24 protein-coding genes are annotated in these 25,883 nt (G+C 61.4%); 4 read left to right on the top strand and 20 right to left on the bottom strand.

Annotation, left to right across the window (positions count from 1 at the left end; translation table 11 throughout):
* Window positions 1-19: 19 nt before the first annotated feature.
* The gene (fsa, locus tag ASD32_RS15900) at window positions 20-673 is read left to right on the top strand and encodes a fructose-6-phosphate aldolase (protein ID WP_060639031.1); all 654 of its coding nucleotides are present in this window, start codon (window positions 20-22) and stop codon (window positions 671-673) included.
* 60 nt (window positions 674-733) lie between these two features.
* On the opposite strand, the gene ASD32_RS15895 is transcribed toward fsa, so the two are convergent.
* Window positions 734-1,867, bottom strand: coding sequence for an AAA family ATPase (locus ASD32_RS15895; protein WP_060639030.1), 1,134 nt, complete (start codon window positions 1,865-1,867; stop codon window positions 734-736).
* Window positions 1,868-1,876: 9 nt separating this feature from the next.
* Window positions 1,877-2,803: a GNAT family N-acetyltransferase gene (locus tag ASD32_RS15890; RefSeq protein WP_060639029.1), complete on the bottom strand. Its 927-nt coding sequence runs from the start codon at window positions 2,801-2,803 to the stop codon at window positions 1,877-1,879.
* Between the two features lie 129 nt (window positions 2,804-2,932).
* Between ASD32_RS15890 and ASD32_RS15885 the strand changes: the two genes are divergently transcribed.
* The 3 genes from ASD32_RS15885 to ftsZ all read left to right on the top strand — a co-directional run bounded on the left by ASD32_RS15885 (window position 2,933) and on the right by ftsZ (window position 6,422).
* Entirely contained in the window at window positions 2,933-3,874 is a 942-nt protein-coding gene (locus tag ASD32_RS15885; RefSeq protein WP_060639028.1) for a tyrosine recombinase XerC, read from the top strand.
* A gap of 99 nt (window positions 3,875-3,973) precedes the next feature.
* A complete protein-coding gene (locus ASD32_RS15880) occupies window positions 3,974-5,077 on the top strand; it encodes a TraB/GumN family protein (RefSeq protein WP_082546790.1) in 1,104 nt (367 codons plus the stop codon).
* A gap of 253 nt (window positions 5,078-5,330) precedes the next feature.
* On the top strand, window positions 5,331-6,422 hold the full coding sequence (gene ftsZ, locus ASD32_RS15875; protein WP_348270740.1) for a cell division protein FtsZ: 1,092 nt from the start codon (window positions 5,331-5,333) through the stop codon (window positions 6,420-6,422).
* 243 nt (window positions 6,423-6,665) lie between these two features.
* Here the strand turns inward: ftsZ and ASD32_RS15870 are convergent, their stop codons facing one another.
* From ASD32_RS15870 to sdhA, 18 genes are all read right to left on the bottom strand, one after another.
* Entirely contained in the window at window positions 6,666-7,931 is a 1,266-nt protein-coding gene (locus ASD32_RS15870; RefSeq protein ID WP_060639026.1) for a CHASE3 domain-containing protein, read from the bottom strand.
* 104 nt (window positions 7,932-8,035) lie between these two features.
* Window positions 8,036-8,527: a DUF2867 domain-containing protein gene (locus tag ASD32_RS15865; protein WP_060639025.1), complete on the bottom strand. Its 492-nt coding sequence runs from the start codon at window positions 8,525-8,527 to the stop codon at window positions 8,036-8,038.
* Window positions 8,528-8,625: 98 nt separating this feature from the next.
* Entirely contained in the window at window positions 8,626-10,032 is a 1,407-nt protein-coding gene (lpdA, locus tag ASD32_RS15860; RefSeq protein WP_060639024.1) for a dihydrolipoyl dehydrogenase, read from the bottom strand.
* 23 nt (window positions 10,033-10,055) lie between these two features.
* Window positions 10,056-10,814 carry an SDR family oxidoreductase gene (locus ASD32_RS15855; RefSeq protein ID WP_060639023.1) on the bottom strand — a complete coding sequence of 253 codons (759 nt, stop codon included), beginning with the start codon at window positions 10,812-10,814 and terminating at the stop codon, window positions 10,056-10,058.
* Window positions 10,811-11,305: a hypothetical protein gene (locus tag ASD32_RS15850; RefSeq protein WP_060639022.1), complete on the bottom strand. Its 495-nt coding sequence runs from the start codon at window positions 11,303-11,305 to the stop codon at window positions 10,811-10,813. The genes ASD32_RS15855 and ASD32_RS15850 overlap by 4 nt, the downstream gene beginning before the upstream one ends.
* Window positions 11,306-11,307: 2 nt before the next feature.
* Window positions 11,308-11,949, bottom strand: coding sequence for a LysE family transporter (locus ASD32_RS15845; RefSeq protein ID WP_060639021.1), 642 nt, complete (start codon window positions 11,947-11,949; stop codon window positions 11,308-11,310).
* A gap of 37 nt (window positions 11,950-11,986) precedes the next feature.
* Complete coding sequence (locus ASD32_RS15840; RefSeq protein ID WP_060639020.1) at window positions 11,987-12,400, bottom strand: MAPEG family protein; 414 nt, start codon at window positions 12,398-12,400, stop codon at window positions 11,987-11,989.
* Between the two features lie 180 nt (window positions 12,401-12,580).
* A complete protein-coding gene (gene odhB / locus ASD32_RS15835) occupies window positions 12,581-13,831 on the bottom strand; it encodes a 2-oxoglutarate dehydrogenase complex dihydrolipoyllysine-residue succinyltransferase (protein ID WP_060639019.1) in 1,251 nt (416 codons plus the stop codon).
* A 75-nt stretch (window positions 13,832-13,906) separates the two neighbouring features.
* Window positions 13,907-16,903, bottom strand: a complete 2,997-nt coding sequence (locus ASD32_RS15830; RefSeq protein WP_060639018.1) for a 2-oxoglutarate dehydrogenase E1 component — start codon at window positions 16,901-16,903, stop codon at window positions 13,907-13,909.
* A 186-nt stretch (window positions 16,904-17,089) separates the two neighbouring features.
* Window positions 17,090-17,992 (bottom strand): succinate--CoA ligase subunit alpha, encoded by a 903-nt coding sequence (gene sucD / locus ASD32_RS15825; RefSeq protein WP_060639017.1) that lies wholly within the window; start codon window positions 17,990-17,992, stop codon window positions 17,090-17,092.
* A gap of 18 nt (window positions 17,993-18,010) precedes the next feature.
* Complete coding sequence (gene sucC, locus ASD32_RS15820; RefSeq protein ID WP_060502749.1) at window positions 18,011-19,204, bottom strand: ADP-forming succinate--CoA ligase subunit beta; 1,194 nt, start codon at window positions 19,202-19,204, stop codon at window positions 18,011-18,013.
* A 45-nt stretch (window positions 19,205-19,249) separates the two neighbouring features.
* Window positions 19,250-20,212: a malate dehydrogenase gene (mdh, locus tag ASD32_RS15815; RefSeq protein WP_060639016.1), complete on the bottom strand. Its 963-nt coding sequence runs from the start codon at window positions 20,210-20,212 to the stop codon at window positions 19,250-19,252.
* A 194-nt stretch (window positions 20,213-20,406) separates the two neighbouring features.
* The gene (gene zapE / locus ASD32_RS15810; RefSeq protein WP_156383203.1) at window positions 20,407-21,561 is read right to left on the bottom strand and encodes a cell division protein ZapE; all 1,155 of its coding nucleotides are present in this window, start codon (window positions 21,559-21,561) and stop codon (window positions 20,407-20,409) included.
* A gap of 74 nt (window positions 21,562-21,635) precedes the next feature.
* The gene (locus ASD32_RS15805) at window positions 21,636-22,178 is read right to left on the bottom strand and encodes a protease inhibitor Inh/omp19 family protein (RefSeq protein ID WP_060639094.1); all 543 of its coding nucleotides are present in this window, start codon (window positions 22,176-22,178) and stop codon (window positions 21,636-21,638) included.
* Window positions 22,179-22,522: 344 nt separating this feature from the next.
* Window positions 22,523-23,302 (bottom strand): succinate dehydrogenase iron-sulfur subunit, encoded by a 780-nt coding sequence (locus ASD32_RS15800; RefSeq protein WP_037097354.1) that lies wholly within the window; start codon window positions 23,300-23,302, stop codon window positions 22,523-22,525.
* A complete protein-coding gene (locus ASD32_RS15795; protein ID WP_060639014.1) occupies window positions 23,295-23,753 on the bottom strand; it encodes a type II toxin-antitoxin system VapC family toxin in 459 nt (152 codons plus the stop codon). Before ASD32_RS15795 ends, ASD32_RS15800 begins: the two co-directional genes overlap by 8 nt.
* A complete protein-coding gene (locus ASD32_RS15790) occupies window positions 23,750-23,986 on the bottom strand; it encodes an Arc family DNA-binding protein (protein ID WP_060639013.1) in 237 nt (78 codons plus the stop codon). Before ASD32_RS15790 ends, ASD32_RS15795 begins: the two co-directional genes overlap by 4 nt.
* Window positions 23,987-24,037: 51 nt before the next feature.
* Complete coding sequence (sdhA, locus tag ASD32_RS15785) at window positions 24,038-25,882, bottom strand: succinate dehydrogenase flavoprotein subunit (protein WP_060639012.1); 1,845 nt, start codon at window positions 25,880-25,882, stop codon at window positions 24,038-24,040.
* Between the last annotated feature and the right edge of the window lies 1 nt (window position 25,883).

The raw sequence follows: 25,883 nt of genomic DNA, 5'->3' as shown, positions 1-25,883 counted from the left end.
CGCCGAAAGGGAGAATTCCATGAAGTTTTTTGTCGATACAGCCGATGTGAATGAAATCCGGGAGTTGAATGACCTGGGCCTCGTCGACGGCGTCACGACCAACCCTTCGCTGATCCTGAAATCCGGCCGTAACATCGTCGAAGTGACCAAGGAAATCTGCAGCATCGTCGAAGGTCCGGTTTCCGCCGAAGTCGCGGCCACCGAATACGAGCAGATGATGAAGGAAGCGGCTGTCATTTCCAAGATCGCCGACAATATCTGCATCAAGCTACCGCTGACGCTCGACGGCCTCAAGGCCTGCAAGAACCTCTCGTCCGATGGTCACCTGACCAACGTGACCCTGTGCTTCTCGGCCAACCAGGCCCTGCTCGCCGCCAAGGCCGGCGCCACCTTCGTTTCACCCTTCGTCGGCCGCCTCGATGACATCGCCGTCGATGGCATGGACCTGATCCGCGAAATCCGCCAGATCTTCGACAATTACGGCTACGAGACCGAAATCCTCGCCGCCTCGATCCGCACGGTCAACCACGTCAAGGAAGCCGCCCTGATCGGCGCCGACGTCATCACCGCCCCGCCGGCCACTTTGAAAGCCCTCGTCAAGCACCCGCTGACCGACAAGGGCCTCGAAACTTTCCTGGCCGACTGGGCCAAGACCGGCCAGAAGATCGCCTGATATTTTTCAGGCATGGAATGAAAGACAAGCCCTGCGAGATGATCGCGGGGCTTTTTGTTTTCAATCCTCATCCTCATCGATCACGCCCGTCAGCCGCATCCCCTCGATCCAGGTCGCGCCGTCGTTGCGGATGACCCGTTTCGGGCGGGTGCCGCAGCGTTTTTGGATTTCGGTCGCCAGCAGTTCCGAATGCGTGACGATCCAGATCTGGCTGTCGCTGGAGGCTTGGGCGATCATGTCGGCAAGCGCCGGCAGCATGTCGGGATGCAGGCTGGTTTCGGGCTCGTTGAGCGCGATGAAGCGGGGCTTGCGATAGGAGAGCAGCGCCCCGGCAAGTGCCAGAAACCGCATTTGTCCATCCGACAGTTCGCGCGGCGAAAACTGGCGCAGCGGGAAATCCGGAAAGACCAGCGAAAATTCGGCAAATTCTTGCGGTTGCGGCACGATGAGCCTTGCGCCGCCAAAGGCATCGGCAATGGCGCGATCGAGATCGACCGTGTCCTGCCGGGTATGAAACAGCGTTGCAAAGACGGCGGCGAGATTGGAGCCGTCCTCGTCCAGCATCGGCGCGGTGACGGCAAGGCAGGGGGAGCGCAGCGGCGAATCGCGGTCGGTGCGGAACCCATGGAAAAAACGCCAGCCGTCGATGGCGCGGCGGAACGTGCCGATCTCCGGATAATGCCCGGCATCCCCCAACAGCGCGATCGCGGTTTCCGAGGTCAGCGCCTGCTCCGGATATTCCTCCATCCGGCCTGCAGCGTTGCGGACGAAGATGCCCGGCCCCGCCCGTTTCATCACGGTCACCGGCCGGCCGGCATCGGCCTTCAGTTCCTCCTCCTTCACCTGCGGCTCGAACGCGAAACCGGCAGCCGCTTTCGGCGGCCGCAATCCGGCCTCCACCCGGTAAAGGAAACTGAGCGCCTGGACCTCGTCGAGCAACTCGACCTCGAGCTTGATCCGCACGGGATCGCCGCTGCGGCGCTTGCCGCTCCACAATGCAGACGCCATGCCGCCTTCGCGGGCAATCTCATGGGCAAGCCGCCCGCGCACGGCAGCCTGGATCAGCTGCAGGGCGCGGTAGAGATTGGATTTGCCGACGCCGTTCTCGCCTATGAACAGGTTGACGCCAGCCATATCCATGCGAATGGATTTGAGCGACCGGTAATTGGCGGCGAACATCGAGCGAATCTGCATCACGCAGATTTACCCGATCATCTCCGGCAACGGAACCGGGTTGGAGAACCGCGCATCGCCGTCAAGGGCGAGATCGACGACGGTATGCCGCTCCAACGCCCGCGTCACCGCCATGGGATCGCCATCCAGCACTTCCGGCGGAATCAGGTTGCCGATGGTGAAATCGAACAGGTCGCCCTTCTTGTTCAGGAGCTCGTGAAACACCGTCATGTCGCGCAGTTCCGTCGACCATTTCGCCAGCCAATAGAACAGCCCGGAATTGCGCGCCGACATATGCACCGGCAGGATCGGCAGATTGTATTTGCGGGCAAAGCCGACGGCCGAGGTTTTCCAGGGCCGCTCATTGAGCCGTCCATCCGCCCAATAGGCGATCCGGCCGGAGGGAAACAGCACCGTCGCCTTGCCCTCCGAGATCGCCCGGTTGGTGATCTGCAGGGTTTCGCGCGCCTTCAGCTTGCTTTTGTAATCCTCGCGCCATTCGACCGGGATAACCATCTCGACGAAGCGCGGATTGACCCGGATCGCATCGCGATTGGCAAAGAACATCATGTCGGGTCGGCGGCTTTTCAACAGATCGAACACCGCGATGCCATCGGCAATGCCGGTCGGATGGTTGCTGACCAGGAGGAAGCCGCCTTTTTCGGGAATGCGCTCTTCATTGCGCACGCGGATATTGAGAGACAGGGTCCGGCTCAGATGCTCGAAGGCCTGAAAGCCCGGCGCATTGGCGACGGCATCGGCAAACTCGATCGCCTTGCGGTAATTCAGCACCGTATAGAGAAACGGCCGCAGCACCGGCCAGAGCGGATGCTTGACGATGCGCTGTCCGCGTTCGGCAATCAGCGTATCGACGATATGGCCGGGCTGGCCATGCGACACCAGCGCCAAAGTCTCCGCGAAATGGGTGAACCCGCCTGCCGAATCCCGTCGCGCCATCGCTTTTCCGCCTCGTCTGCGCTTGAGCTATCGCAGTTGAATATGATCCAGGCATGACAAATTCCAAGAGCCGTTAGGAAAAACATAACCGGCGGGAGCGCAGAGTCTGCCATCTCGAACGCGCGGAGCATGGCTGTGAACGAACTCCTGATCATAGGTCATCCCGAACTGATGGCCGAGCGCCAGCGCTGGCTCTCGGGCCTTGGCGAGGAGCGGCGCCTGTCGGGCAAAACAGTCGAGGCCTATGAGCGCGACACACGGCAATTCCTGCATTTCCTGACCGGCCATCTCAGCGGTCCGGCGAGGCTCAGCGATATCAGCGCGCTGCGCCCCGGCGACCTGCGTGGCTTCCTCGCATCCCGCCGCAGGGACGGCGCCGGCGCCCGAACGCTTGGCCGCGGGCTGGCGGGCTTACGCTCCTTTTTGCGCTATCTGGAAAAGAAGGGTCTTGCCAATGCCGCCGGCGCTTCCGCCGTACGCTCGCCCAAACAGCCGAAATCGCTGCCGAAACCGCTGACATCGGTCGATGCCCTGATGGTCGTCACCAGCGACGCACAGCTTGCCGAGGAGCCCTGGATCGCCACCCGCAACGCGGCGGTGCTGACGCTGCTTTATGGTTGCGGCCTGCGCATTTCCGAGGCGCTGGATCTGACCCCCGCCGATTTTGCGGGAACGCCGAGCGCGTTGCGCATTCACGGCAAGGGTGGCAAGACCCGCGTCGTGCCGCTGATATCGGCGGCGATCGATGCCGTACGCGCTTACGAAAAACTCTGCCCCTATCATCTTAGCCCGGAAGGCCCGCTCTTTCGCGGCGCCAAGGGCGGCAAGCTGCAGGCGGGGATCATTCAGCGCGAAATGCAGAAGATGCGCGGCGCGCTCGGCCTGCCGGATACGGCCACGCCGCATGCGCTGCGCCATTCCTTCGCCACCCATCTTCTGGCCGGCGGCGGCGACCTTCGAACCATCCAGGAACTGCTCGGCCATGCGAGCCTATCAACCACGCAGGTCTATACCGGTGTCGATTCGGCAAGGCTGCTTGAAATCTACGACCGCGCCCATCCGCGCGCTTGAATTTCGGCCGTTAGCCGTCATTAACCAGTTTTGTTAAACAGGCCGTGAGGCCTGTCCAGCTAGAATCGCCGGATTGATATTTCGCAGACGGGATCGACGATGTTTCAGCACTGGGCAAAACCGGCACGCAGCCTGGCAGACCGATTGACCGGCCGGTTCGGCGACAACGTCCTTGCGCTGATCGCCACGCTGCATGTCCTGTTTGCGCTCAGCCTCGTCGTCACCCTCCTGTCGATCTCGCCAGCCCGGGCAGAGGATGCCTCCTGCGGCGGCAAGAACCTGATCACCGAAATGAAGGTCTCTGATCCGGCCAGGTTTGCGGCGCTGGAAACGGAAGCGGCGGCCATTCCCAACGGCAAGGGCACGTTCTGGAAGATCGAGAAGCCGGGCATTGCGCCATCCTATCTGCTCGGCACCATGCATGTGACCGATCCGCGCGTTCTGGCCATGCCGGTAGGCGCCAGCCAGGCCTATGACACGGCCAAAACCGTCATCGTCGAATCCGACGAGATCGTCGATGACCGCAAGGCAGCAGCGGCGATCATGATGCAACCGGGTCTGACGATGTTTGCCGATGGCAAGACGATCAAGGATTTCCTGAAACCCGGAGACACGGAAAAGCTGGAGGCCGGCTTGAAGGCGCGCGGCATCCCGCTGACGCTGGTGGCCAAGATGAAGCCATGGATGATTGCCAGCTTCGTTGCCCTGCCGGCCTGCGAAATGAGCCGCAAGGCCGCAGGCGCTGCCTTCCTCGACAAGAAGCTGGCGCAAGACGCCTTAAGCCAGGGGAAAAGCCTGAAGGGTCTGGAAACTCTCGTCGAGCAATTGCAGGCCATGGACGCGCTGCCGGTGCAGTTTCATCTGGAAGCGCTGATCGAAACCTTGGCGCTCGGCGACACCGTGACCGACGTGATGGAAACGACGACCGAACTCTACCTCTCCGGCGATACCGGCATGATCATGCCGATGATGAAAGCCGTTTCGGACGAGAAATCCTCTGGAGATGACGCAGGCTATGCCGATTTCGAGCAGCGCATCATCACCGACCGCAACAAGACCATGGCGATCCGCGCCAAGCCGATCCTCGACCAAGGCGCCGCCTTCATGGCCGTCGGCGCCCTGCATCTGCCCGGAACCGAAGGCGTCATCGAACTGTTGCGAAAGGACGGCTTCACCGTCACCGGCATGCCGGCTGCGAACTGAGCCCTGCGCTCTCTTTTTCCCTTCTCCCCTGCNNGGCGATGAGGGGGCGGCCCGGCACATTCCGCACCTGCGGTCCCCCTCATCCGGCCTTTCAGGCCACCTTCTCCCCGCCGGGGAGAAGGGACAGATACCCCCCAGAAACTTCGCCGGCACAGCAATTTTAGCTGTGACTCTTGCACCCGCGCCGTCTCTCTGCCTTTTTGCCAGCATAACCTGCGGCAGCCTGATTCGCGCCCGCTCCGCTTCGCATTCGATGCAGCCCCCGGAACGCGCTTCCATTTGCCGGGGCCGCGCTTACGTCCAAGGAGACAAGATGACAGAGATCAAGAAACCCGTGATTTCGGAAATGAGGCCGAAGATCACAGTCATCGGTGTCGGCGGCGGCGGCGGCAATGCCATCAACAACATGATCACCGAGGGCCTGCAGGGCGCCGAATTCGTGGCTGCAAATACCGATGCGCAGGCGCTGACCATGTCGAAGGCGACCCGGCTGATCCAGCTCGGCGCGCAGGTGACCGAAGGTCTCGGCGCCGGCTCGCTGCCAGAAGTCGGCCGCGCGGCAGCCGAAGAATCGATCGACGAGATCATGGATCATCTCGGCGGCACGCATATGTGCTTCGTCACCGCCGGCATGGGCGGCGGCACAGGCACGGGTGCAGCGCCCGTGATCGCGCAGGCCGCGCGCAATGCCGGTATTCTCACGGTGGCCGTCGTCACCAAGCCGTTCAGCTTCGAGGGCAAGCGCCGCATGCAATCGGCCGAGGAAGGCATCGAGCGGCTGCGCGAAGCGGCCGACACCGTCATCGTCATTCCCAACCAGAACCTCTTCCGCATCGCCGACGCCAAGACCACCTTTGCCGACGCCTTCGTCATTGCCGACCGGGTGCTCTATTCCGGCGTCGGCTGCATCACCGACCTGATCGTCAAGGAAGGCCTGATCAATCTCGACTTCGCCGACGTCAAATCGGTGATGAAGGGTATGGGCCGCGCCATGATGGGCACGGGCGAAGCAAGCGGCGAAAGCCGCGCCTCCAAGGCCGCCGAAGCGGCAATCGCCAATCCGCTCTTGAGCGAAGTGTCGATGAAGGGCGCCAAGGGCGTCTTGATCTCGATCTCCGGTGGCTCCGACATGACGCTGTTCGAAGTCGACGAGGCCGCCACCCGCATCCGCGAGGAAGTCTACGAGGATGCCGATATCGTCGTCGGCGCCATCTTCGACAAGAGCCTGGACGGCGTATTCCGCGTTTCCGTCGTTGCCACGGGCCTTGACGCCCAGGCCGCCGGCACGGGCGCCAATGTCGCCGTCGAACAGCCGGCCCAGCTGCAGCCACGGACGCTGCAGTAAGCGCCTCATCGCGCGGCCGTCGAATTTGAGATCGGGGTTGGTTTAACCCCCCCCTCTGTCGGCGACGCCGACATCTCCCACTCAAGGGGGGAGATTAACCGCTAGCTCTGTGGCTAAAAGGGAAAAAGAACAATCTCCCCCCTTGCGGGGGAGATGTCACGAAGTGACAAAGGGGGGGTGGGCCTCCTCAACCTCCGGCCTTGTGGCAGGAAACCATATAAAAACGCCGCCACAAACCCAGTATCAACCCAACGCTTCCAACTGCACCGCCGGATCGAACCGCACCTTAAACGCGCTGACCGGATGGGCGATATTCTTCACCTTCAGAAAGCCCAGATCGTCGAACGTCAGGTGCCTCTGCTTGCGGATATGATCGCGCACCGCACGTGAAATGCAGATGCCGCCGGGATCGGCCATTGGCTCAAGCCGGGCCGCCACATTCACTGTATCGCCGAAGACATCGCCATCCTGCACGATGACATCGCCGACATTGATGCCGATGCGGAACATCAGATGCTCGGCCTCCGGCAGTTCCTCATTGTCGGCCGCCATTGCCCCTTGTATCTCCACTGCACAATCGATCGCCGACAGGGCGCTGGCAAAGGCGACCAGCACGCTGTCGCCGGCCGTGGTGACGATGCTGCCGCTATGGCTGGCAATGATCGGATCGATGCGGTCGCGCACATCTTTGAGCCGCGACAGTGTCTGGGTTTCGTCGCCCTCCATCATCCTGCTGTAGCCGACGATATCGGCGGCCATGATGGCCAGGAGCTTGCGGTCGAGATGCTGCAGCAGCTCGTCGCGGGACGCCTCCGCCGAGCGCGCGCGCCGCAGCGAGGCCCGCACCGCGATCACGCCCAGCAGCGCCGTCAGAAGCGCCAGCCCGATCACCATCATCTCCAGCACGAACCCGGCGCGGCGCGCCTGGTTGGCCCGCACTGTCATCAGGCTTTCCTCTTCTACACGCATGCGCTCCAAAACGTCGCGCACCCCGTCCATCAGCACCTTGCCCTGCCCGTTGCGCAAAACGGCAACGGCTGCGGCTTCATCGCCGGCACGCCGGCGCTCGACGGTCTGGCGCAGTTCCGACAATTTCTGCGCCGCAAGCGAGCGCAGCACGGCAACATTGCCATCCTGGCGGCGATTGTCGGAAACGCCGACCGCAAGGCTTTCCACATTGGCGCCCAGCCCGCTCAGCGCCTTGTCATAGGGCTCGAGATAGAAGGGATCGCCGGTCAGGAGATAGCCGCGCTGGCCAATTTCCGCATCCTGGAGCTGGGACTGCACGACCGAGATCAGCCGCTCATTGTGGACCGTATGCGCCACGGCCTCGTCCGCCTCCTGCCCCTTCTTGGACACCCAGAAGGACGCCCCCAGAAGCAGGATGATGAAGACTGCCACGCCAACCGTGATCAGCCGCAGGTTCTGCCCCGCCTCATAGCTAATCCGCCGGATGACCGTCGAGGTTTTGGGGCGGGAGAGTTTGGGCGCACTGAAATCGGATGCCACGGATACCTGCCTTGGGCCACCGGCACCGGTTGCGCCGCCAAGGAAAAATGGTGCTGAACCTTGGCTTTACAAGGGCGAATCGACGGCGAAAAAGAATATCCGGCTCAGCTTATCGAAGCGAGAGGACGGGCAAGCCGCGCCAGCATGGTCTTGACGATCAGCCGGTGAAACGGCGTGATGACGGCGATATAGATTTTACCCAACAGGATCTTGCGGCGCACCAGCGTCGTGACGCTGACGCGCTGGGCAAGTTCGCCCGCCTGGCGCACATCGACGACGATGCGGAAATCCAGATGCGTGTCGTCAAAGCCGAGCACGGCCTGTTCGCTGGATTGCGAGATGATGGGGAAGAAGCCGATCATCTCATGCTTTCCCCCGGCACCCGGCCCCTTCAGGCCAAAGGGGCTGACAACAGCATTTCGCAGCCACATCATGGCGCGGACCCAGGCCGGAAAATCACCCAAGGCCCGTCTTGCGGCAGAGATCGCAGTGGTCGCCTGTCCCGGGACTAGAAGCTCGTAACAATCCGCCCAATCGGCCAAAGGCAAGGCCGGGTGCGGGAAACTGACCGGAACTGAGCGGGGACGTTGCGGCATGGCGGCACTCCTTGAATACGCCGATCCTAGACCGCGCATGGCAGAGCCGCAAAGGGGCCGATTGTCACGGCCCCCTCCGGTTTTCGATGTAAGGTTTCTTACATATGGATCGGCTTGAAGAAGGTGGCGAGTGCTGCCTCCTTCACCGCTTCCGACATGGTCGGATGCGCATGGCAGGTGCGGCCGAGATCTTCCGAAGAGCCGCCGAATTCCATGAGAACGGTGATTTCGTGGATCATTTCGCCGGCACCGAAGCCGACGATATGACCGCCGAGAACCCGGTCGGTGTCCTTGTCGGCCAGGATCTTCACGAAGCCGTCGGTGGCCAGCATGGCGCGGGCGCGCCCATTCGCGGTGAACGGGAACTTGCCGACCTTGTAGGCGATCCCGGCAGCCTTCAGCTCTTCCTCGGTCTTGCCGACGGAGGCGACTTCCGGCTGGGTATAGACGACGCTCGGGATGACGTCATAGTTCACGTGACCCGCCTGCCCGGCGATGATCTCGGCAACGGCAACACCTTCATCCTCAGCCTTGTGCGCCAGCATCGGGCCGCGCACGACGTCACCCAGCGCATAGATGCCGGGCACGTTGGTGAGGAAATGATGATCGATTTCGACGCGGCCGCGCTTGTCCAGCACGACACCGGCTTCGGCAAGGCCGAGACCGTCGGTGAACGGCTTGCGGCCGGTGGCGATCAGGACGACATCGGCATCGATCGTTGCGGCATCGCCGCCCTTGACCGGCTCATAGGTCACCTTGGCGCCCTTATCGGACTTTTCAACGCCGGTCACCTTGGCACCCAGCTTGAAATCGATGCCCTGCTTGACCAGCAAACGCTGGAACTGCTTGGAAACCTCGCCGTCCATGCCGCCGAGGATGGTATCGAGATATTCGACCACGGTGACCTTGGCGCCGAGACGCGACCAGACCGAGCCGAGTTCGAGCCCGATAACGCCGCCGCCGACCACGACCATGGTGGCCGGGACCTTTTCGAGCGCCAGACCGCCGGTGGACGAAATGATGATCTTTTCATCGATATCGACCTCGACACCGGGAATGCCGGCAACATCGGAGCCTGTCGCGATGACAACGTTCTTGGTCTCGATGATCTGCTCTTCACCCGTGTCGCTGGTGACGGAGACCTTGCCTTCGCCGAGCACCTTGCCGGTGCCCTGGAACGTATCGATCTTGTTCTTCTTGAACAGGAAGGCGACGCCATCGACATTGGATTTGACGGTCGCATCCTTGTGGGCGAGCATCTTTTCCAGGTTCAGCTTCGGCGCGGCGACTTCGACGCCGAGCACATCGATGCCGTGGCCGGTCTGGTGGAAGACCTCTGACGCATGCAGCAGCGCCTTGGATGGAATGCAGCCGATATTGAGGCAGGTGCCGCCATAGGTGGCGCGCTTCTCGATGACGCCGACCTTGAGGCCGAGCTGGGCCGCCTTGATGGCGCAGACATAGCCGCCGGGGCCGGTACCGATAACGATGAGATCATAAGCCATGGAAAAGTCCTTCCTGAGAGCGGCTAGCGTCCGCCGCTGACGTTGAGAATGGCGCCCGTTACATAGGACGACGAAGGCGAAAGCAGATAGAGAACGGCGTCGGCAACCTCTTGCGCGGTGCCCGGCCGTTGCATGGGAATGGTTGGTCCAAGATCGCGGGCGCGGTCGGGAAGCCCGCCGGACGCGTGGATATCCGTATCGATGACGCCGGGGCGCACCGCATTGACGCGAATGCCGTCTGCGACGACCTCGCGCGCAAGCCCGACCGTGAATGTATCGATTGCGCCCTTGGAGGCGGCATAATCGATATATTGCCCGGCGGACCCGAGCACGGCGGCCATCGAGGATATATTGACGATGACGCCGCCCTTGCCGCCATGACGCACCGACATGCGCCGGATCGCGGCAGAGGCACACAGGATCGAACCGGAGACATTGATCCGCAGCATCCGCTCCAGCCGCTCCGCCGTGATCTCATCGATCCGCACGGGAACATCGACAATACCGGCATTGTTGACCAGACCGTCGAGCCTGCCGAACGCGTTGTCCACCGCAGCAAAGATACCATCGATCCCAGCCTGGGTGCCGACATCGCCTTCCACGGCAATGGCCATACCGCCATCCGCTTCGATTGCAGCCACGACCGCGTCGGCGGCGGGACGATTGGAGGTATAGTTGACGGCAACCGCCCAGCCCTGCGCTGCGGCCGACCGGCAGATGGCCGCACCGATGCCGCGGCTGCCGCCGGTTACCAGCAGAACGGGCACATCATCGCGCGTCATTGGCCGCATCCCTTGAGGGTGAGAGCGTCCCACGGCGCGACCGTCGCCTTGCCCCAGATCGCGGAATTGCGTATCGAGGGGCCGAAATCGGGCAAAAGCACCTGTGAGGCAGCCGCAATACCTTCGCCCGGCAGCGAAGCGACCTTGCCGTCGGCGCCGACGGAATAGATAACGCCCTGCCAGACGGTGCAGGCAGCGATATCGTCGCCGGTCACATCGCCTTCCGGGCAATTGTTCATGATCATGCCATTGGCGCGCTCGGGCTCACCGGACTGCATGACGATGCCGTCCAGCACCAGGCCGGTCTTGCCGACCGTGACCTTGAAATGATTGCTGGTGACCGCACTCGTCGAGCCGACCGGCTCGAAACGCAGCTCATAGGCACCGTCCGCATCGCCGTAAATGGCCCGCTCCTGCAGGCAATCGGCAGCCATTGCCGGCGAAACCGCCAGCAATGCGCTCAAGAACGATGCGGAAACGGCAATGCGCATGCTCAGGCTGCCTTTTCGGTGGCGAGCTTCAGGCCAAGCGCGATGAAGACCAGACCGCTGGCGCGGTTGATCCACTGGCTGGCACGCGAAAACGCGGCGCGCATCTTCGGCGTCGTCATGAACAGGCTGACGCCCACGAACCAGAGGATCAGGCAGCTTGCCATCACCAGGCCATAGCCGAACTTGACCATGATCGGCGTATGGGCGCTGACCACCGTCGAGAAGATCGACAGGAAGAAGAACACCGGCTTCGGATTGAGCGCATTGGCGGCAAAGCCGAGACCAAAGGCTTTCAGTCCGGATTGACGCTTTTCGCTGGCCGCAATGCCGTCAGCCTGCGTGGTCATGTCAGTCTTTCCGGCGCGCAGAGACTTAATGCCGATATAAAGGAGATAGGCGACACCGCACCATTTGACGATGTTGAACAGGTAGATCGACTGCGAGATCAACAGCCCGAGCCCGAGGATCGTATAGGTCACATGAAACATCAGCGACGTGCCGACGCCAAAAGACGTGATGACGGCGGAGCGGCGGCCGTTGACGATCGACTGCCGCATGACCATGGCAAGATCGGCACCGGGCGAGACAATGGCGAAGGAGAAAATCGCCATCAAGGAAGCAAGTTCGAACAGATGGGGATGCACGGCGGTGTCTCCGGTCGTTTACGGGTTCCGATATCCGTCAGAAGATAAGCACGGCCGTCATGACGAGCAAGCCGATCAACGATCCAACCCAAACGAGCGAGCGGATATAGGGAATGCCTGCGAGGTAGAGCGGGATATAGACGATCCGGCAGACAAGCCACAGCCAAGCGCCAACCAGTCCCCAGCCGCTGAGATCGCCGGTAATGGCCAGCGATAGCGTGAGACCGATAAAGGCCGGGTAGGTTTCGCGGAAATTGGCGAAGGCCCGTTCCGCACGGCCGGCAAATACGCCGGACGGCTTTTGCCCATCGTCACGCGGGCCGGCGTTCCAGGACGAACCCAGCTCCAGCGTGGCGGGAATGCTCTGCAGCCCGATATGGACCAAAAGCAGCACCACGCTCCAGGCGAGAAGCGTAATGAAAGGCGATACGGCCAGAACTGCTGCGTCCATTGAAGACTATTCCTTTTGATCGGCTGGGCTCTCGTGTTGGGAAGTGCCCCTCACCCTAACCCTCTCCCCGCTCGCGGGGAGAGGGGATGACGGAGTTTGCCGCTTGTCCCTTCTCCCCGCCTGCGGGGAGAAGGTGGCCGGCAGGCCGGATGAGGGGCCTTGAGCCCCAAGATCGTCCAATTACAGATCGAGAACGAGACGTTCCGGATCTTCCAGGCTTTCCTTGACGCGCACCAGGAAGGTCACGGCTTCCTTGCCGTCGACGATCCGGTGATCGTAGGAGAGCGCCAGATACATCATCGGACGGATGACGATCTGACCGCCGACCACGACCGGGCGGTCCTGGATCTTGTGCATGCCGAGAATGCCCGACTGCGGCGCATTCAGGATCGGTGAGGACATCAGCGAACCGTAGACGCCGCCATTGGTGATGGTGAACGTGCCGCCCTGCATGTCGGCCATGGAGAGCGCACCATCGCGGGCAAGCTTGGCGAGACGGCCGAGATCCTTCTCGACTTCGGCGATCGACAACGTGTCGGCATCGCGGATGACGGGAACGACGAGGCCCTTGTCGGTGCCGACGGCCATGCCGATATGGCAGAAGTTCTTGTAGATGATGTCGGTGCCGTCGATCTCGGCGTTGACGGACGGAATTTCCTTCAGGGCATGCGTCACCGCCTTGGTGAAGAAGCCCATGAAGCCGAGCTTGACGCCATGCTTCTTCTCGAAAATGTCCTTGTACTTGGTGCGCAGGCTCATGACGGCGCTCATGTCCACCTCGTTATAGGTGGTGAGCATCGCAGCCGTGTTCTGCGCATCCTTGAGGCGCTTGGCGATCGTCTGGCGCAGACGGGTCATCTTGACGCGTTCTTCGCGCGGTGCGTCCTCGGCAGCCGAAGGGCCGCGCGTCACGGCCTTGACCGGCTCGGACACGGCTGCAGGTGCTGAAATGCCCTTGGCAACGGCGGCGATGACATCGCCCTTCAGAACCTGGCCACGCTTGCCCGAACCATCGACCTGTTCAGCCGAAAGGTTGTTTTCAGCCAGCATCTTGGCAGCAGCCGGTGCTGCCGGCATGGCGGAAGCGGCAGGCGTTGCGGCGGGTGCCGCAGCAGCGGCTGCAGGCGCGGCAGGCGCCGGCTCGGCCGCCTTCTTTTCAGCCGCAGCAGGCGCTGCGGGTGCTGCACCCGCAGCGCCTGCGGTGATGTTGCCGAGCAGTGCGCCGAGGCCGACGGTCTCGCCGGCGGCAGCCACGATTTCCGACAATATGCCGGCGGCAGGTGATGGTACTTCGATCGTTACCTTGTCGGTTTCGAGTTCAAGCAGCGGCTCATCGGCCTTGACGGTATCGCCGACCTTCTTGAACCAGGTGCCGATGGTGGCTTCGCTGACGGATTCGCCCAGAGTGGGAACGCGGATTTCTGTGGCCATGATTTTTTGTCGTCCGTTGATCGGGTGTCTGTTTCTGGTGAGGCAGATGAGGGAGGCCTTTCAGCCTCCCGTTTTTCAGCCGCCAAGCGCGTCTTCGAGGAATGCGGCAAGCTGGGCGAGATGCTTGGACATCAGGCCCGTTGCCGGCGAGGCAGCGGCCGGACGGCCGGTATAGCGCACCCGCTGGTACTTGGCATCGATATGGGCAAGCACCCATTCCAGATAGGGGTCGATGAACGACCAGGCGCCCATGTTCTTCGGCTCTTCCTGGCACCAGACCATTTCGGCATGGCGGAAGCGCGAGAGTTCGTTGATCAGCGCCTTGGCCGGGAACGGGTAGAGCTGTTCGACGCGCAGCAGGTAGACATCGTCGATGCCGCGCTTTTCGCGCTCTTCCAGCAGATCGTAATAGACCTTGCCGGTGCACAGCACGACGCGGCGGATCTTGGCGTCCTTCTGCAGCTTGATCGGACCGTCCTTGATGACCTCGGCATCGTCCCAAAGCAGACGGTGGAACGAGGTCTCGCCAGCCATTTCCGACAGCGAAGAGACGGCGCGCTTGTGGCGCAGCAGCGACTTCGGCGTCATCATGATCAGCGGCTTGCGGAAGTCGCGTTTCGTCTGACGGCGCAGGATGTGGAAATAGTTGGCCGGCGTCGTGACGTTGGCCACCTGCATATTGTCTTCGGCGCACATCTGCAGCCAGCGTTCGAGCCGGGCCGAGGAATGTTCCGGACCCTGGCCTTCATAGCCGTGCGGCAGCAGGCAGACGAGGCCAGACATGCGCAGCCACTTGCGTTCGCCCGACGAGATGAACTGGTCGAACACGACCTGTGCACCATTGGCGAAGTCGCCGAACTGGGCTTCCCAGAGCGTCAGCGCATTCGGGCGGGCCAGCGAATAGCCGTATTCGAAGCCGAGCACCGCCTCTTCCGAAAGCATCGAGTTGATGACTTCGTAACGGGCCTGGGCCGGCGAAAGGTTGGCAAGCGGGATGTAGCGTTCTTCGGTTTCCTGATCGTAGAGAACCGAATGGCGCTGCGAGAACGTGCCGCGTTCGCAATCCTGCCCCGACAAACGGATCTTGGTGCCTTCAACGCAGAGCGTGCCGAATGCGAGTGCTTCCGCCATCGCCCAGTCGATGCCTTCACCGGTCTGGATCATGTTGGCGCGGCCGTCCATGAAGCGCTGGATGGTCTTGTGAGCGGCAAAGCCGGCCGGAACTTCCGACAGCTTGCGGCCGACATCCTTCAGCACCTTCATCGGCACCGAGGTCTTGCCGCGGCGCTGCTCATCCTGGTTGTCGGCAGCGCGAAGCCCCGACCAGACGCCATCAAGCCAGTCGGCCTTGTTCGGTTTGTAGGACTGTCCGGCCTCGAATTCCTGCTCCAGACGCGCACGCCAGTCGGCACGCATCTTTTCCAGTTCGCCTTCGGAGATCAGGCCTTCTGCGATCAGGCGTTCGCCATAGATCTGCACAACCGTCTTGTGGGCGCGGATCACCTTGTACATCTTCGGCTGCGTGAACGACGGCTCATCACCCTCGTTATGGCCGAAGCGGCGGTAGCAGAACATGTCGACGACGACAGGCTTGTGATACTTCATCCGGTATTCGGTGGCGATCTTGGCGGCATAGACAACCGCTTCCGGATCGTCGCCATTGACGTGGAAGATCGGCGCTTCGATCATCTTGGCAACGTCGGACGGATAGGGCGACGAGCGCGAAAACGCCGGATTGGTGGTGAAACCGATCTGGTTGTTGATGATGAAATGCACAGTGCCGGCGACGCGGTGGCCGCGCAGACCCGACAGGCCGAGAATTTCAGCCGTGACACCCTGGCCGGCGAAGGCCGCGTCGCCATGCAGCAGAAGCGGCATGACCTGCGCCCGCTCGGACAACGGAATGACGTCGCCTTCGAAGATCTTGGCCATCTGGTCCTGCTTGGCGCGGGCCTTGCCCATGACGACAGGATTGACGATTTCCAGATGCGACGGGTTGGCCGTCAGCGACAGATGCACCTTGTTGCCGTCGAACTCGCGGTCTGAAGAAGCACCCAGATGGTACTTTACGTCGCCGGAGCCTTCGACATCGTCGGGAGCAGCCGAGCCGCCCTTGAACTCATGGAACACCGCGCGGTGCGGCTTGCCCATGACGTTGGTCAAGACGTTCAGACGGCCGCGATGGGCCATGCCGAGGATGATTTCCTTCAGGCCTTCCTGGCCGCCGCGCTTGATGATCTGCTCGAGCGCCGGGATCAGCGATTCGCCGCCATCGAGGCCGAAGCGCTTGGTGCCCTTGTACTTGACGTCGATGAACTGCTCGAAACCTTCGGCCTCGATCAGCTTCTGCAGGATGGCCTTCTTGCCTTCCGGCGTGAAATCGACACCCTTGTCCGCACCTTCGATGCGCTCCTGGATCCAGCCTTTGATTTCCGGATCGGAAATATGCATGAACTCAACGCCGAGCGTCGAGCAATAGGTGCGCTCGAGAATATCGACGATCTCGCGCAGGGTGGCATATTCCAGGCCCAGCACGTTGTCGATGAAGATCGGGCGGTCCATGTCTTCCGGGCCGAAACCGTAGTTGGACGGCGACAGCTCATGATAATCGTCGACCGGAGCGGCAATCGCCAGCGGGTCGAGCTTGGCATGCAGATGGCCGCGCATGCGGTAGGCGCGGATCAGCATGATCGCGCGCACGCTGTCGCGGGTCGATTGGTGGACGTCGGCGGGTGCTGCGGCAACGCCGGTTTCGACGGCCTTGGCTTCTGCCTTCGCCTGCACCTTCCTTTCGATGACCTTTTCGACCGTACCCCAGTCGCCGTCCAGCGCCGAGACCAGGTCGCCGCTCGCCGGTATCGGCCAGTTGGGCTTCTTCCAGGAAGCGCCCTTGGCGGCCTTGATCACGTCTTCCGGCTGCTCCTGCAGCGCCTTGAAGAACGACTGCCACTCGCCGGAGACCGACGAGGGATCGTTTTCGTAGCGCGCATAGAGCTGATCGATATAGCCGGCATTCGCTCCATCAAGGAACGAAGTCAGCTGAAATTGCTCGTTGGCTTCTTGCCGTGCCATGGTGCTCTGCGGACCTGTCCGTCCGCCTCCTGACTTGTTAACTCTGCCGGGTGCTGGCCCCGGTAAACCGCATTTGCGAAAGTAAACCGCATTGTCGAAAGCGCTTGATGCGCCTTCACATCTTCAAATGGTGCAGACCGGGCCATCCGCAATGGGAAGCCCGGTCACGTCTTGGTATGGTCTGTCTCAGCCCTTGAGGACTTCGACCAGCGTCTTGCCGAGGCGCGCCGGGGAAGGCGATACCTTGATGCCAGCCGCTTCCATGGCCGAAATCTTCGATTCCGCATCGCCCTTGCCGCCGGAAACGACAGCACCGGCATGGCCCATGGTCCGGCCCTTCGGCGCCGTCCGGCCGGCGATGAAGCCTGCCATCGGCTTCTTGCGGCCTTGTCTCGCTTCGTCGATCAGGAACTGTGCCGCATCTTCTTCAGCCGAGCCGCCGATTTCGCCGATCATGATGATCGAGGTCGTGGCGTCGTCAGCGAGGAACATTTCCAGCACGTCAATGAATTCCGTGCCCTTGACCGGGTCGCCGCCGATGCCGACAGCCGTCGTCTGGCCAAGGCCTTCGTTCGAGGTCTGGAACACGGCCTCATAGGTCAGCGTGCCGGAGCGCGAGACGATGCCGACCGAACCCTTGCGGAAGATCGAGCCCGGCATGATGCCGATCTTGCATTCTTCCGGCGTCAGGATGCCCGGGCAGTTGGGGCCGAGCAGACGCGACTTGGAACGGTCGAGGCGGGCCTTGACGCGAACCATGTCCATGACCGGAATGCCTTCGGTGATGCAGGTGATGAACGGGATCTCGGCTTCGATCGCCTCGATGATCGCGTCGGCAGCACCCGCCGGCGGAACGTAGATCACGGACGCGTCGGCGCCGGTGCGTTCCTTGGCTTCGGCAACCGTTGCGAAGATCGGCAGGCTTTCGCCCTTCGAACCCGTCCAGGTTTCGCCACCCTTCTTGGGGTGGATACCGCCGACCATCTGCGTGCCGTAATAGGCAAGCGCCTGCTCGGTGTGGAATGTGCCGGTCTTGCCGGTCAGGCCCTGAACCAGGACCTTTGTGTCTTTATTGACGAGAATAGACATACGTTCGGGTCCTTCAAATTAGGCGTTGATCGCAGCGACGATCTTCTTGGCCGCATCGTCCAAGTCGTCTGCCGCCGTGATCGCGAGACCCGATTCATTCAGGATCTTCTTGCCGAGCTCGACATTGGTGCCTTCAAGCCGCACGACGAGCGGAACCTTGAGGCCGACTTCCTGCACGGCAGCGACGACGCCTTCGGCAATGACGTCACATTTCATGATGCCGCCGAAGATGTTGACGAGAATGCCTTCGACCTTGGGGTCGGCCGTGATGATCTTGAAGGCCGCAGCCACCTTCTCCTTGCCGGCGCCACCGCCAACGTCGCAGAAGTTTGCCGGCTCCTTGCCGTACAGCTTGATGATGTCCATCGTTGCCATGGCAAGACCTGCGCCATTGACCATGCAGCCAATGTTGCCATCGAGCGCCACATAGGCGAGATCCCACTTCGAGGCCTCGATTTCCTTGGCATCTTCTTCGGTCTCGTCGCGCAGCGCCTTGACGTCGTCGTGACGGAAGATCGCATTGCCGTCGAACGACATCTTGGCATCGAGAACACGCAGATGATCGTTCTTCATGACGATCAGCGGGTTGACCTCGAGCAGCGCCATGTCCTTCTCGTTGAAGGCCTTGTAGAGGATCGGGAACAGCGACTTGGCATCTTCGGCAGCAGCGCCCGAAAGCTCCAGAGCCTTGGAGATCGCGGCAACATCCGCATCCGTCACGCCCGTTTCCGGATCGATGGCGATGGTGTGGATCTTCTCGGGCGTGTCATGGGCGACAGCCTCGATGTCCATGCCGCCTTCGGTGGATACCACGAAGGCAACGCGGCCGACCGAGCGGTCGACGAGCAGCGAGAGGTAAAGCTCGCGGGCAATGTCGGCGCCGTCTTCGATATAGAGACGGTTGACCTGCTTGCCGGCTTCGCCGGTCTGCGCTGTCACCAGCGTGTTGCCCATCATTTCCTTGGCATGCGCCTTGGCTTCGTCGATGGAAAACGCCAGGCGAACGCCGCCCTTGGCATCCGGGCCGAGTTCCTTGAACTTGCCCTTGCCGCGGCCGCCAGCATGGATCTGGCTCTTGACCACGTAGAGCGGGCCTGGAAGCGACTTTGCCGCCGCTTCTGCTTCATCCGCCGAGAAGATGGCGACACCTTCCGCAACCGGTGCGCCAAAGGTCTTCAACAGAGCCTTGGCTTGATATTCATGAATGTTCATCGGGAAATTTCCTGTTTCAGCCTGATGGCAATACCGGGAGCGCTCTTACTTGAGGCTCGGAGCGATGGCGACGCAGGCTTCGCAAAGGCTTGCCACCGAAGCGACCGACTTTTCGAAGGCTTCCTGCTCGGCCTTGTTGAATTCGACTTCGATGATGCGCTCGATGCCGCCGGCACCGATGATCGTCGGAACGCCGACATACATGTCCTTGACGCCGTACTGGCCCGACAGATAGGCGGCAGCCGGAAGCACGCGCTTCTTGTCCTTGAGGAAGGATTCAGCCATTTCGATCGCCGATGCGGCCGGAGCGTAGTAAGCCGAACCGGTCTTCAGGAGACCGACGATTTCGGCGCCGCCGTCACGGGTCCGCTGGATAATCTCTTCCAGGCGCTCCTTGGTGACCCAGCCCATCTTGACCAGATCGGTCAACGGAATGCCGCCAACGGTCGAGTAACGGGCGAGCGGCACCATCGTGTCGCCATGGCCGCCGAGAACAAAGGCAGTCACGTCCTGGACAGACACGTTGAATTCTTGGCTCAGGAACAGGCGGAAGCGCGAGCTGTCGAGCACGCCGGCCATGCCGACGACCATGTTCTTTGGCAGGCCGGAGAACTTCTGCAGCGCCCAGACCATCGCGTCGAGCGGGTTGGTGATGCAGATGACGAAGGCGTTCGGGGCATATTTCTTGATGCCGGCGCCGACCTGTTCCATGACCTTGAGGTTGATGCCGAGCAGATCGTCTCGGCTCATGCCGGGCTTGCGGGCAACGCCGGCGGTGACGATGCAGACATCCGCACCCTCGATTGCGGAATAGTCGCTGGCACCCGTGAGATTGGCATTGAAGCCTTCGACGGGAGAGGACTGAGCGATATCGAGACCCTTGCCCTGCGGAATGCCGTCGGCAATATCGAACAGGACGATGTCGCCCAGTTCTTTCAGGCCGGCGAGATGCGCCAGCGTGCCACCAATCATTCCAGAACCAATAAGTGCGATCTTGTTGCGCGCCATGAAAGTGCTTCCTTTGCGATCCAAATCTGACAAGGCCTGACGTGGCGCCTCGAGCGCGAGCTATGGCAAACCTTCGGCGCAAGGAATTAAACTTCAAAAATTCAAATATCAACCGATACTTTTGCGTAGAGCAATTTCAATCGGTTAGATCATAAAATTCTTACGTAAACGTAATATAATGCGTCGTCAATGTGTCACAAAACAGCAGAATTGCCGTCATGGTTTGCGGCATATTCCTTGCTCTGAAGCTCGATCAGGCGCGATACCGTACGGTCAAACTCGAACCCTTCGGTGCCTTTTTTCGCCGTCAGCAGATCGACCGGCGCCGCCGCTGCGGAGGCAAATAGCCGCGCGCCGTGATCGTAGATCGTGTCGATCAGCATGATGAAGCGCTTGGTCTCATTGCGCCGCTCCGGCCCCAGATGCGGGATATGCTCGACAAAGATCGTCCGGTACTGCGAGAGAATGGCGAGATAATCCGCAGCCCCGAGCGGCTTCTCGCAGAGATCGGCAAAGGAAAACCGCGCGCATTCGCCGGCAGCCTTGGGAACGATGATCTTGCGGCCCTTGAAGGCAACTTCGGCGGAATTGACCGTCAGCCCGGCCGTTGCCAGCTTCCAGGCATTGTCGAGCTCGGCATCCGCTTCCGGCCCGAGCGGCGAAGACCAGACCGGCAGACCCTCGATCTTCGCCAGCCGGTAATCCGTCGCCGTATCCAGCGGCACGATGTTCGCATGCGCCTTCAACAGGTCGATGAACGGCAGGAACAACCCGCGGTTCAGCCCATCCTTGTAGAGATTGCCTGGCTCGACATTGGATGTCGCCACCAGCACGCAGCCCTTGGAAAACAGCTCGCCGAACAGCCGCGACAGGATCATCGCATCGGCAATGTCGGTGACGGAGAATTCGTCGAAGCACAAAAGCCGGGCCTCCGACAGGATTTCCGCCGCCACCGGCGGCATCGGATCGGCCTGGCGCGTTTCGCCGTTCTTCAACTTCTGCCGGTGCTTGAAGATGCGCTCGTGCACATCGGCCATGAATTCATGGAAATGCGCCCGCCGCTTGCGCTGGATCGGCACCGTCTCGAAAAACAGGTCCATCAGCATCGTCTTGCCACGCCCGACGCCACCATAGAGATAGAGCCCCTTTAACGGCGGCTGCTCGGTCTTGCGCGAGGCAAACAACCAGCCGAGCGCATTCGACTTGCGCTGGGCGCGGCTGGCGGCCAGTTCCGAGGAGAGCTGATCAAGGCGCTTGGCGATGACAAGTTGCGCGGGGTCACGCGTCAGCGTTCCCGCCGCGATCATGGCTTCGAGTTTTCGCGAAATACTGTCTTGTGGATTGGGCACGCGCTTTACCGGTTCTATGTCGGAAACGACGGCAAGAAAAAGCCCGGCTGGAGCCGGGCTGCTGGGCTGATGGATTAGCGGCTGAGGCTGACCGGCTGGCCGCCATTCGTCGAGCCGTCAAAGCGGGCATCGGCCGTCTTGAACAGGCGGGCGAGCGGATTGCCGTTGCGGTCCTTCAGCACGACCTGCTTGCCGGCCACTTCCCAGGAGCCCATCGCCGTCAGTTCGCCAGCGCAACCGCGCGTGCCGCCGCGCGAGCCGCTGCCGAGATTGGTGAGCGTCAAGAACATGTCGCAGGAACTGCCGCCGTTCGAAACACGCCAGTTGCCGACCATCGATTCCTTGGTCACGTCAAGCGCATTGGCTGCCGCTGCAACCTCGGTGCCGCCGGGTGTCGTGACACCACCGACCGCAGCCGTGCCGCTGACGGGCGCTGCCGGAAACTGCGATGTATCGCCGGGTGCAGCCAGCTGGCCCGACGATACCGTCGGCACAGGCTGCGCCTGCAGGGGAGCCGGCGAAACGGGGTTTCCACCGAAATCGCTCGTGGACGTTCTCTGACATCCAGCCAGCGCCAGCACCACGGCCAGTCCCGCCACCGCATGTATTGTCCGCATGTTTTTGCTCCCGATCATCTCTGCTATCGCTTTGTCCAGGGGAATATAGGCGGAATTAGCTTAAAACTAACTTTAAAATCAAGATGCGGCGGAATCTTTGAGACCTGTGGCATGATTGAAACGGTTGGAACCGTGCGTCGCGAGGTTGCCGGATGGAGCGGACGCTTGGAGCGCACTTTGAGCGTCCAGCACGGTCAGCGTATGCGGCCATCCCCCTTTGTCGGCGACGCCGACATTTCCTCCTCAAGGGGCAAGCCCGGGAAAAGAACAATCTCCCCCCTTGCGGGGGAGATGTCACGCAGTGACAGAGGGGGGTGGAAGCCCTGCCCGCGATCCCGACGTTATCAAACCCGCCGTTCCACCATCATCTTCTTGATTTCCCCGATCGCCTTGGCCGGGTTCAAACCTTTCGGACAGGTCTGGGCGCAATTCATGATCGTATGGCAGCGATAAAGACGGAAAGGATCTTCCAGATTGTCGAGACGCTCGCCCTTGGCCTCGTCACGGCTGTCGATCAGCCAGCGATAGGCCTGCAGCAGCACGGCCGGACCGAGATAGCGGTCGCCGTTCCACCAGTAGCTGGGGCACGAGGCGGAACAGCAGGCGCACAGAATGCACTCGTAGAGACCGTCAAGCTTCTGGCGGTCCTCATGGCTCTGCTTCCATTCCTTAGCCGGCGTCGGCGAGACCGTCTTCAGCCAGGGCTCGATCGAGCGGTGCTGGGCGTAGAAATTGGTGAGATCCGGCACCAGGTCCTTGACGACAGGCATATGCGGCAGCGGGTAGACCTTCACCGTACCCTTCACCTCATCCATGCCCTTGGTGCAGGCCAGCGTATTGGTGCCATCGATATTCATGGCGCAGGACCCGCAAATGCCTTCACGGCAGGAGCGGCGCAATGTCAGCGTCGGATCGATCTTGTTCTTGATATAGAGCAGCGCATCCAGAACCATCGGGCCGCAATCATCGACATCGATATAGAACGTATCGATCGACGGGTTCTTGCCGTCATCCGGGCTCCAGCGATAGATGCGGAACTCGCGGGTATTGGTGGCACCAGCCGGCTTCGGCCAAACCTTGCCTTCGGTCATCGTCGAATTCTTGGGGAGAGCGAGTTCAACCATTGTCGTTTTCCTGTGACGTCGTGACGAGCGCGTAAGCTGCGTCCAAATTCAAAATCTTCTCGCCGTACCCGGCAGCGGTGGCCTTGGATCTGAACTTTTCATCCACCGTGACCAGCTTTCCATCCGGCTGCACCATCGCACAGGCCAGATAAAGCGCGTCGTAAACCGAATGATCGAGCTGCGATGCCATGGAAAAGGCATTGTCGATCAAATCCGCACACGGCACGATCCGCCTAAAAGCATCCGGAAGTCTCTGCACCGCCATCGATGCCTGGGTTTCCGATATCAGGCCCTGCCGCACTTTCCGTCTAAGAACATTGCCGACCTCGGGAAAGATAAGGTCAGGGGCAATCAAGATGTTCCCATGTTCGGCAAGCGCCAAAGCTTTGTCGTGCCCCACTTCCTTAATGAACCACATCACGGCCACGGAGGCATCAACCACGAGGATCACCGATCGCGATCCTCTCTGAGCATCTCCAGGCTGCCGGTTTGCGGCACATCCTTCGGCGTCATGGCAGCGATCCTTCGCGCTATGTCGGCAAAGCTCTCCTGGCGGCGCTCATAGTTGACGGCTTTTGTCAGAAGATCGGAAATTTCCGCGTTGAGCGAACGTGCATTGCTCTTCGCCAAATCTTCTATCTTCGTGCGCAGTTCGTCCTCAATTCTGATATTCATTTCACCCATATCAGGGTCCTTCGCGGATCTGGTCCTTGTTTTATCCTGCCACAAACACCCTCAATACACACGCGCCTTCGGCTCGATCTTTTTCGGATCGATGCCCTCGGCCAGAAGCTCGGTATGAACCGGGCGGTAGTCGAGCCTGACTTCGCCGGCCTCGTTCACCCAGGACAGCGTATGCTTGCGCCAGTTGATATCGTCGCGGCCGCCAAACGGGCCATCGACGAAATCCTCGCGTGCGTGGCTGCCGCGGCTTTCCTTGCGGGCTTCGGCGCCATAGACGGTGACGATGGCATTGGCCATCAGGTTTTCCAGTTCCAGCGTTTCCACCAGGTCGGAATTCCAGATCATCGAGCGGTCGGTGACCTTGACGTCGCTCAGTTCCTGCCAGATCGCGCTCATCCGCTTACAGCCGCTTTCCAGCGATTCCTGCGTGCGGAACACGGCGGCGTCGTCCTGCATGGTGCGCTGCATCTTTTCACGCAGCACGGCCGTCGGCGTCGAGCCATTGGCAAAACGCAGCTTGTCGAAGCGCGTCATGATCTTTTCGCAGGCTTTTTCGTTGATCGCCGGAATGGGTGCCGCCCGGTCGATGACTTCGCCGGCACGGATTGCAGCGGCACGGCCGAAGACCACGAGGTCGATCAGCGAGTTGGAGCCGAGGCGGTTTGCCCCGTGCACGGAGGCGCAGCCGGCTTCGCCGACGGCCATCAGGCCGGGCAGGATGCGTTCGGGATTTTCCCCGTCGGCATTCAGGACTTCACCCCAATAATTGGTCGGAATGCCGCCCATATTGTAGTGAACGGTCGGCAGGACCGGGATCGGCTCGCGCGTGACATCGACACCGGCAAAGATCTTGGCGCTCTCGGAAATGCCCGGCAGGCGCTCGTGCAGAACGGCTGGGTCGAGATGGTCGAGATGCAGGTAGATATGGTCCTTGTTCTTGCCGACGCCGCGGCCTTCGCGGATTTCCAGCGTCATGCAACGCGACACGACGTCACGCGAGGCCAGATCCTTGGCCGACGGCGCATAGCGTTCCATGAAGCGCTCGCCTTCGGAATTGACGAGATAGCCGCCTTCGCCGCGCGCACCTTCAGTGATCAGGCAGCCTGAGCCGTAAATGCCGGTCGGGTGGAATTGGACGAATTCCATGTCCTGCAGCGGCAGACCGGCGCGCGCCACCATGCCGCCACCGTCGCCGGTGCAGGTATGGGCGGAGGTCGCCGAGAAATAGGAACGGCCATAGCCGCCGGTCGCGAGAACGACCATCTTGGCCGAGAAGCGATGGATCGTACCGTCGTCGAGATTCCAGGCGACGACGCCGGTGCAGCGGCTGCCGTCATCCGACATGATCAGGTCGAGCGCGAAATATTCGATGAAGAATTCGGCATTGTTCTTCAGCGACTGCCCATAGAGCGTGTGCAGAATGGCATGACCGGTGCGGTCGGCAACGGCGCAGGTGCGCTGTACCGGCGGGCCTTCGCCGTAATTTTGCATGTGGCCGCCGAACGGCCGCTGGTAGATCTTGCCCTCGGCATTGCGCGAGAACGGAACGCCGTAATGTTCGAGCTCATAGACGGCCTTTGGCGCTTCCATGGTCAGGTATTGCATGGCATCGACATCGCCGAGCCAGTCGGAACCCTTGACCGTATCGTAGAGATGCCACTGCCAGCTATCCGGCGTCATATTGGTCAGCGATGCGGCGATACCGCCCTGGGCTGCAACCGTGTGCGAGCGCGTCGGGAAAACCTTGGTGATGCAGGCCGTCTTGAAGCCCTGTTCGGCCATGCCGAGCGTGGCGCGCAATCCGGCGCCGCCGGCGCCGACGACGATCACGTCATAGGCATGATCGACATAATCATAGGCGTGGCCGTTAATAACAGGCGATGAGGTGGGTGCCATT

This window comes from Rhizobium sp. Root483D2 (genome assembly GCF_001426685.1).
Lineage (GTDB): Bacteria > Pseudomonadota > Alphaproteobacteria > Rhizobiales > Rhizobiaceae > Pararhizobium > Pararhizobium qamdonense.
The sequence above is the reverse complement of the archived record's forward strand: the minus strand, read 5'-3'. Positions and strand labels throughout refer to the sequence as shown.

Excerpts from the sequence above, each read along its gene's own strand:
- sucD (WP_060639017.1), bottom strand. The coding sequence starts at position 17,992 with ATGTCTATTCTCGTCAATAAAGACACAAAGGTCCTGGTTCAGGGCCTG.
- sucC (WP_060502749.1), bottom strand. The coding sequence starts at position 19,204 with ATGAACATTCATGAATATCAAGCCAAGGCTCTGTTGAAGACCTTTGGC.
- ftsZ (WP_348270740.1), top strand. The coding sequence starts at position 5,331 with ATGCAGCCCCCGGAACGCGCTTCCATTTGCCGGGGCCGCGCTTACGTC.
- ASD32_RS15880 (WP_082546790.1), top strand. The coding sequence starts at position 3,974 with ATGTTTCAGCACTGGGCAAAACCGGCACGCAGCCTGGCAGACCGATTG.
- ASD32_RS15895 (WP_060639030.1), bottom strand. The coding sequence starts at position 1,867 with ATGCAGATTCGCTCGATGTTCGCCGCCAATTACCGGTCGCTCAAATCC.
- sdhA (WP_060639012.1), bottom strand. The coding sequence starts at position 25,882 with ATGGCACCCACCTCATCGCCTGTTATTAACGGCCACGCCTATGATTAT.
- lpdA (WP_060639024.1), bottom strand. The coding sequence starts at position 10,032 with ATGGCTTATGATCTCATCGTTATCGGTACCGGCCCCGGCGGCTATGTC.
- mdh (WP_060639016.1), bottom strand. The coding sequence starts at position 20,212 with ATGGCGCGCAACAAGATCGCACTTATTGGTTCTGGAATGATTGGTGGC.
- ASD32_RS15850 (WP_060639022.1), bottom strand. The coding sequence starts at position 11,305 with ATGCGCATTGCCGTTTCCGCATCGTTCTTGAGCGCATTGCTGGCGGTT.
- ASD32_RS15840 (WP_060639020.1), bottom strand. The coding sequence starts at position 12,400 with ATGGACGCAGCAGTTCTGGCCGTATCGCCTTTCATTACGCTTCTCGCC.
- ASD32_RS15865 (WP_060639025.1), bottom strand. The coding sequence starts at position 8,527 with ATGCCGCAACGTCCCCGCTCAGTTCCGGTCAGTTTCCCGCACCCGGCC.
- odhB (WP_060639019.1), bottom strand. The coding sequence starts at position 13,831 with ATGGCCACAGAAATCCGCGTTCCCACTCTGGGCGAATCCGTCAGCGAA.
- ASD32_RS15800 (WP_037097354.1), bottom strand. The coding sequence starts at position 23,302 with ATGGTTGAACTCGCTCTCCCCAAGAATTCGACGATGACCGAAGGCAAG.
- fsa (WP_060639031.1), top strand. The coding sequence starts at position 20 with ATGAAGTTTTTTGTCGATACAGCCGATGTGAATGAAATCCGGGAGTTG.
- ASD32_RS15830 (WP_060639018.1), bottom strand. The coding sequence starts at position 16,903 with ATGGCACGGCAAGAAGCCAACGAGCAATTTCAGCTGACTTCGTTCCTT.
- ASD32_RS15890 (WP_060639029.1), bottom strand. The coding sequence starts at position 2,803 with ATGGCGCGACGGGATTCGGCAGGCGGGTTCACCCATTTCGCGGAGACT.
- ASD32_RS15790 (WP_060639013.1), bottom strand. The coding sequence starts at position 23,986 with ATGGGTGAAATGAATATCAGAATTGAGGACGAACTGCGCACGAAGATA.
- ASD32_RS15805 (WP_060639094.1), bottom strand. The coding sequence starts at position 22,178 with ATGCGGACAATACATGCGGTGGCGGGACTGGCCGTGGTGCTGGCGCTG.
- ASD32_RS15855 (WP_060639023.1), bottom strand. The coding sequence starts at position 10,814 with ATGACGCGCGATGATGTGCCCGTTCTGCTGGTAACCGGCGGCAGCCGC.
- ASD32_RS15885 (WP_060639028.1), top strand. The coding sequence starts at position 2,933 with ATGGCTGTGAACGAACTCCTGATCATAGGTCATCCCGAACTGATGGCC.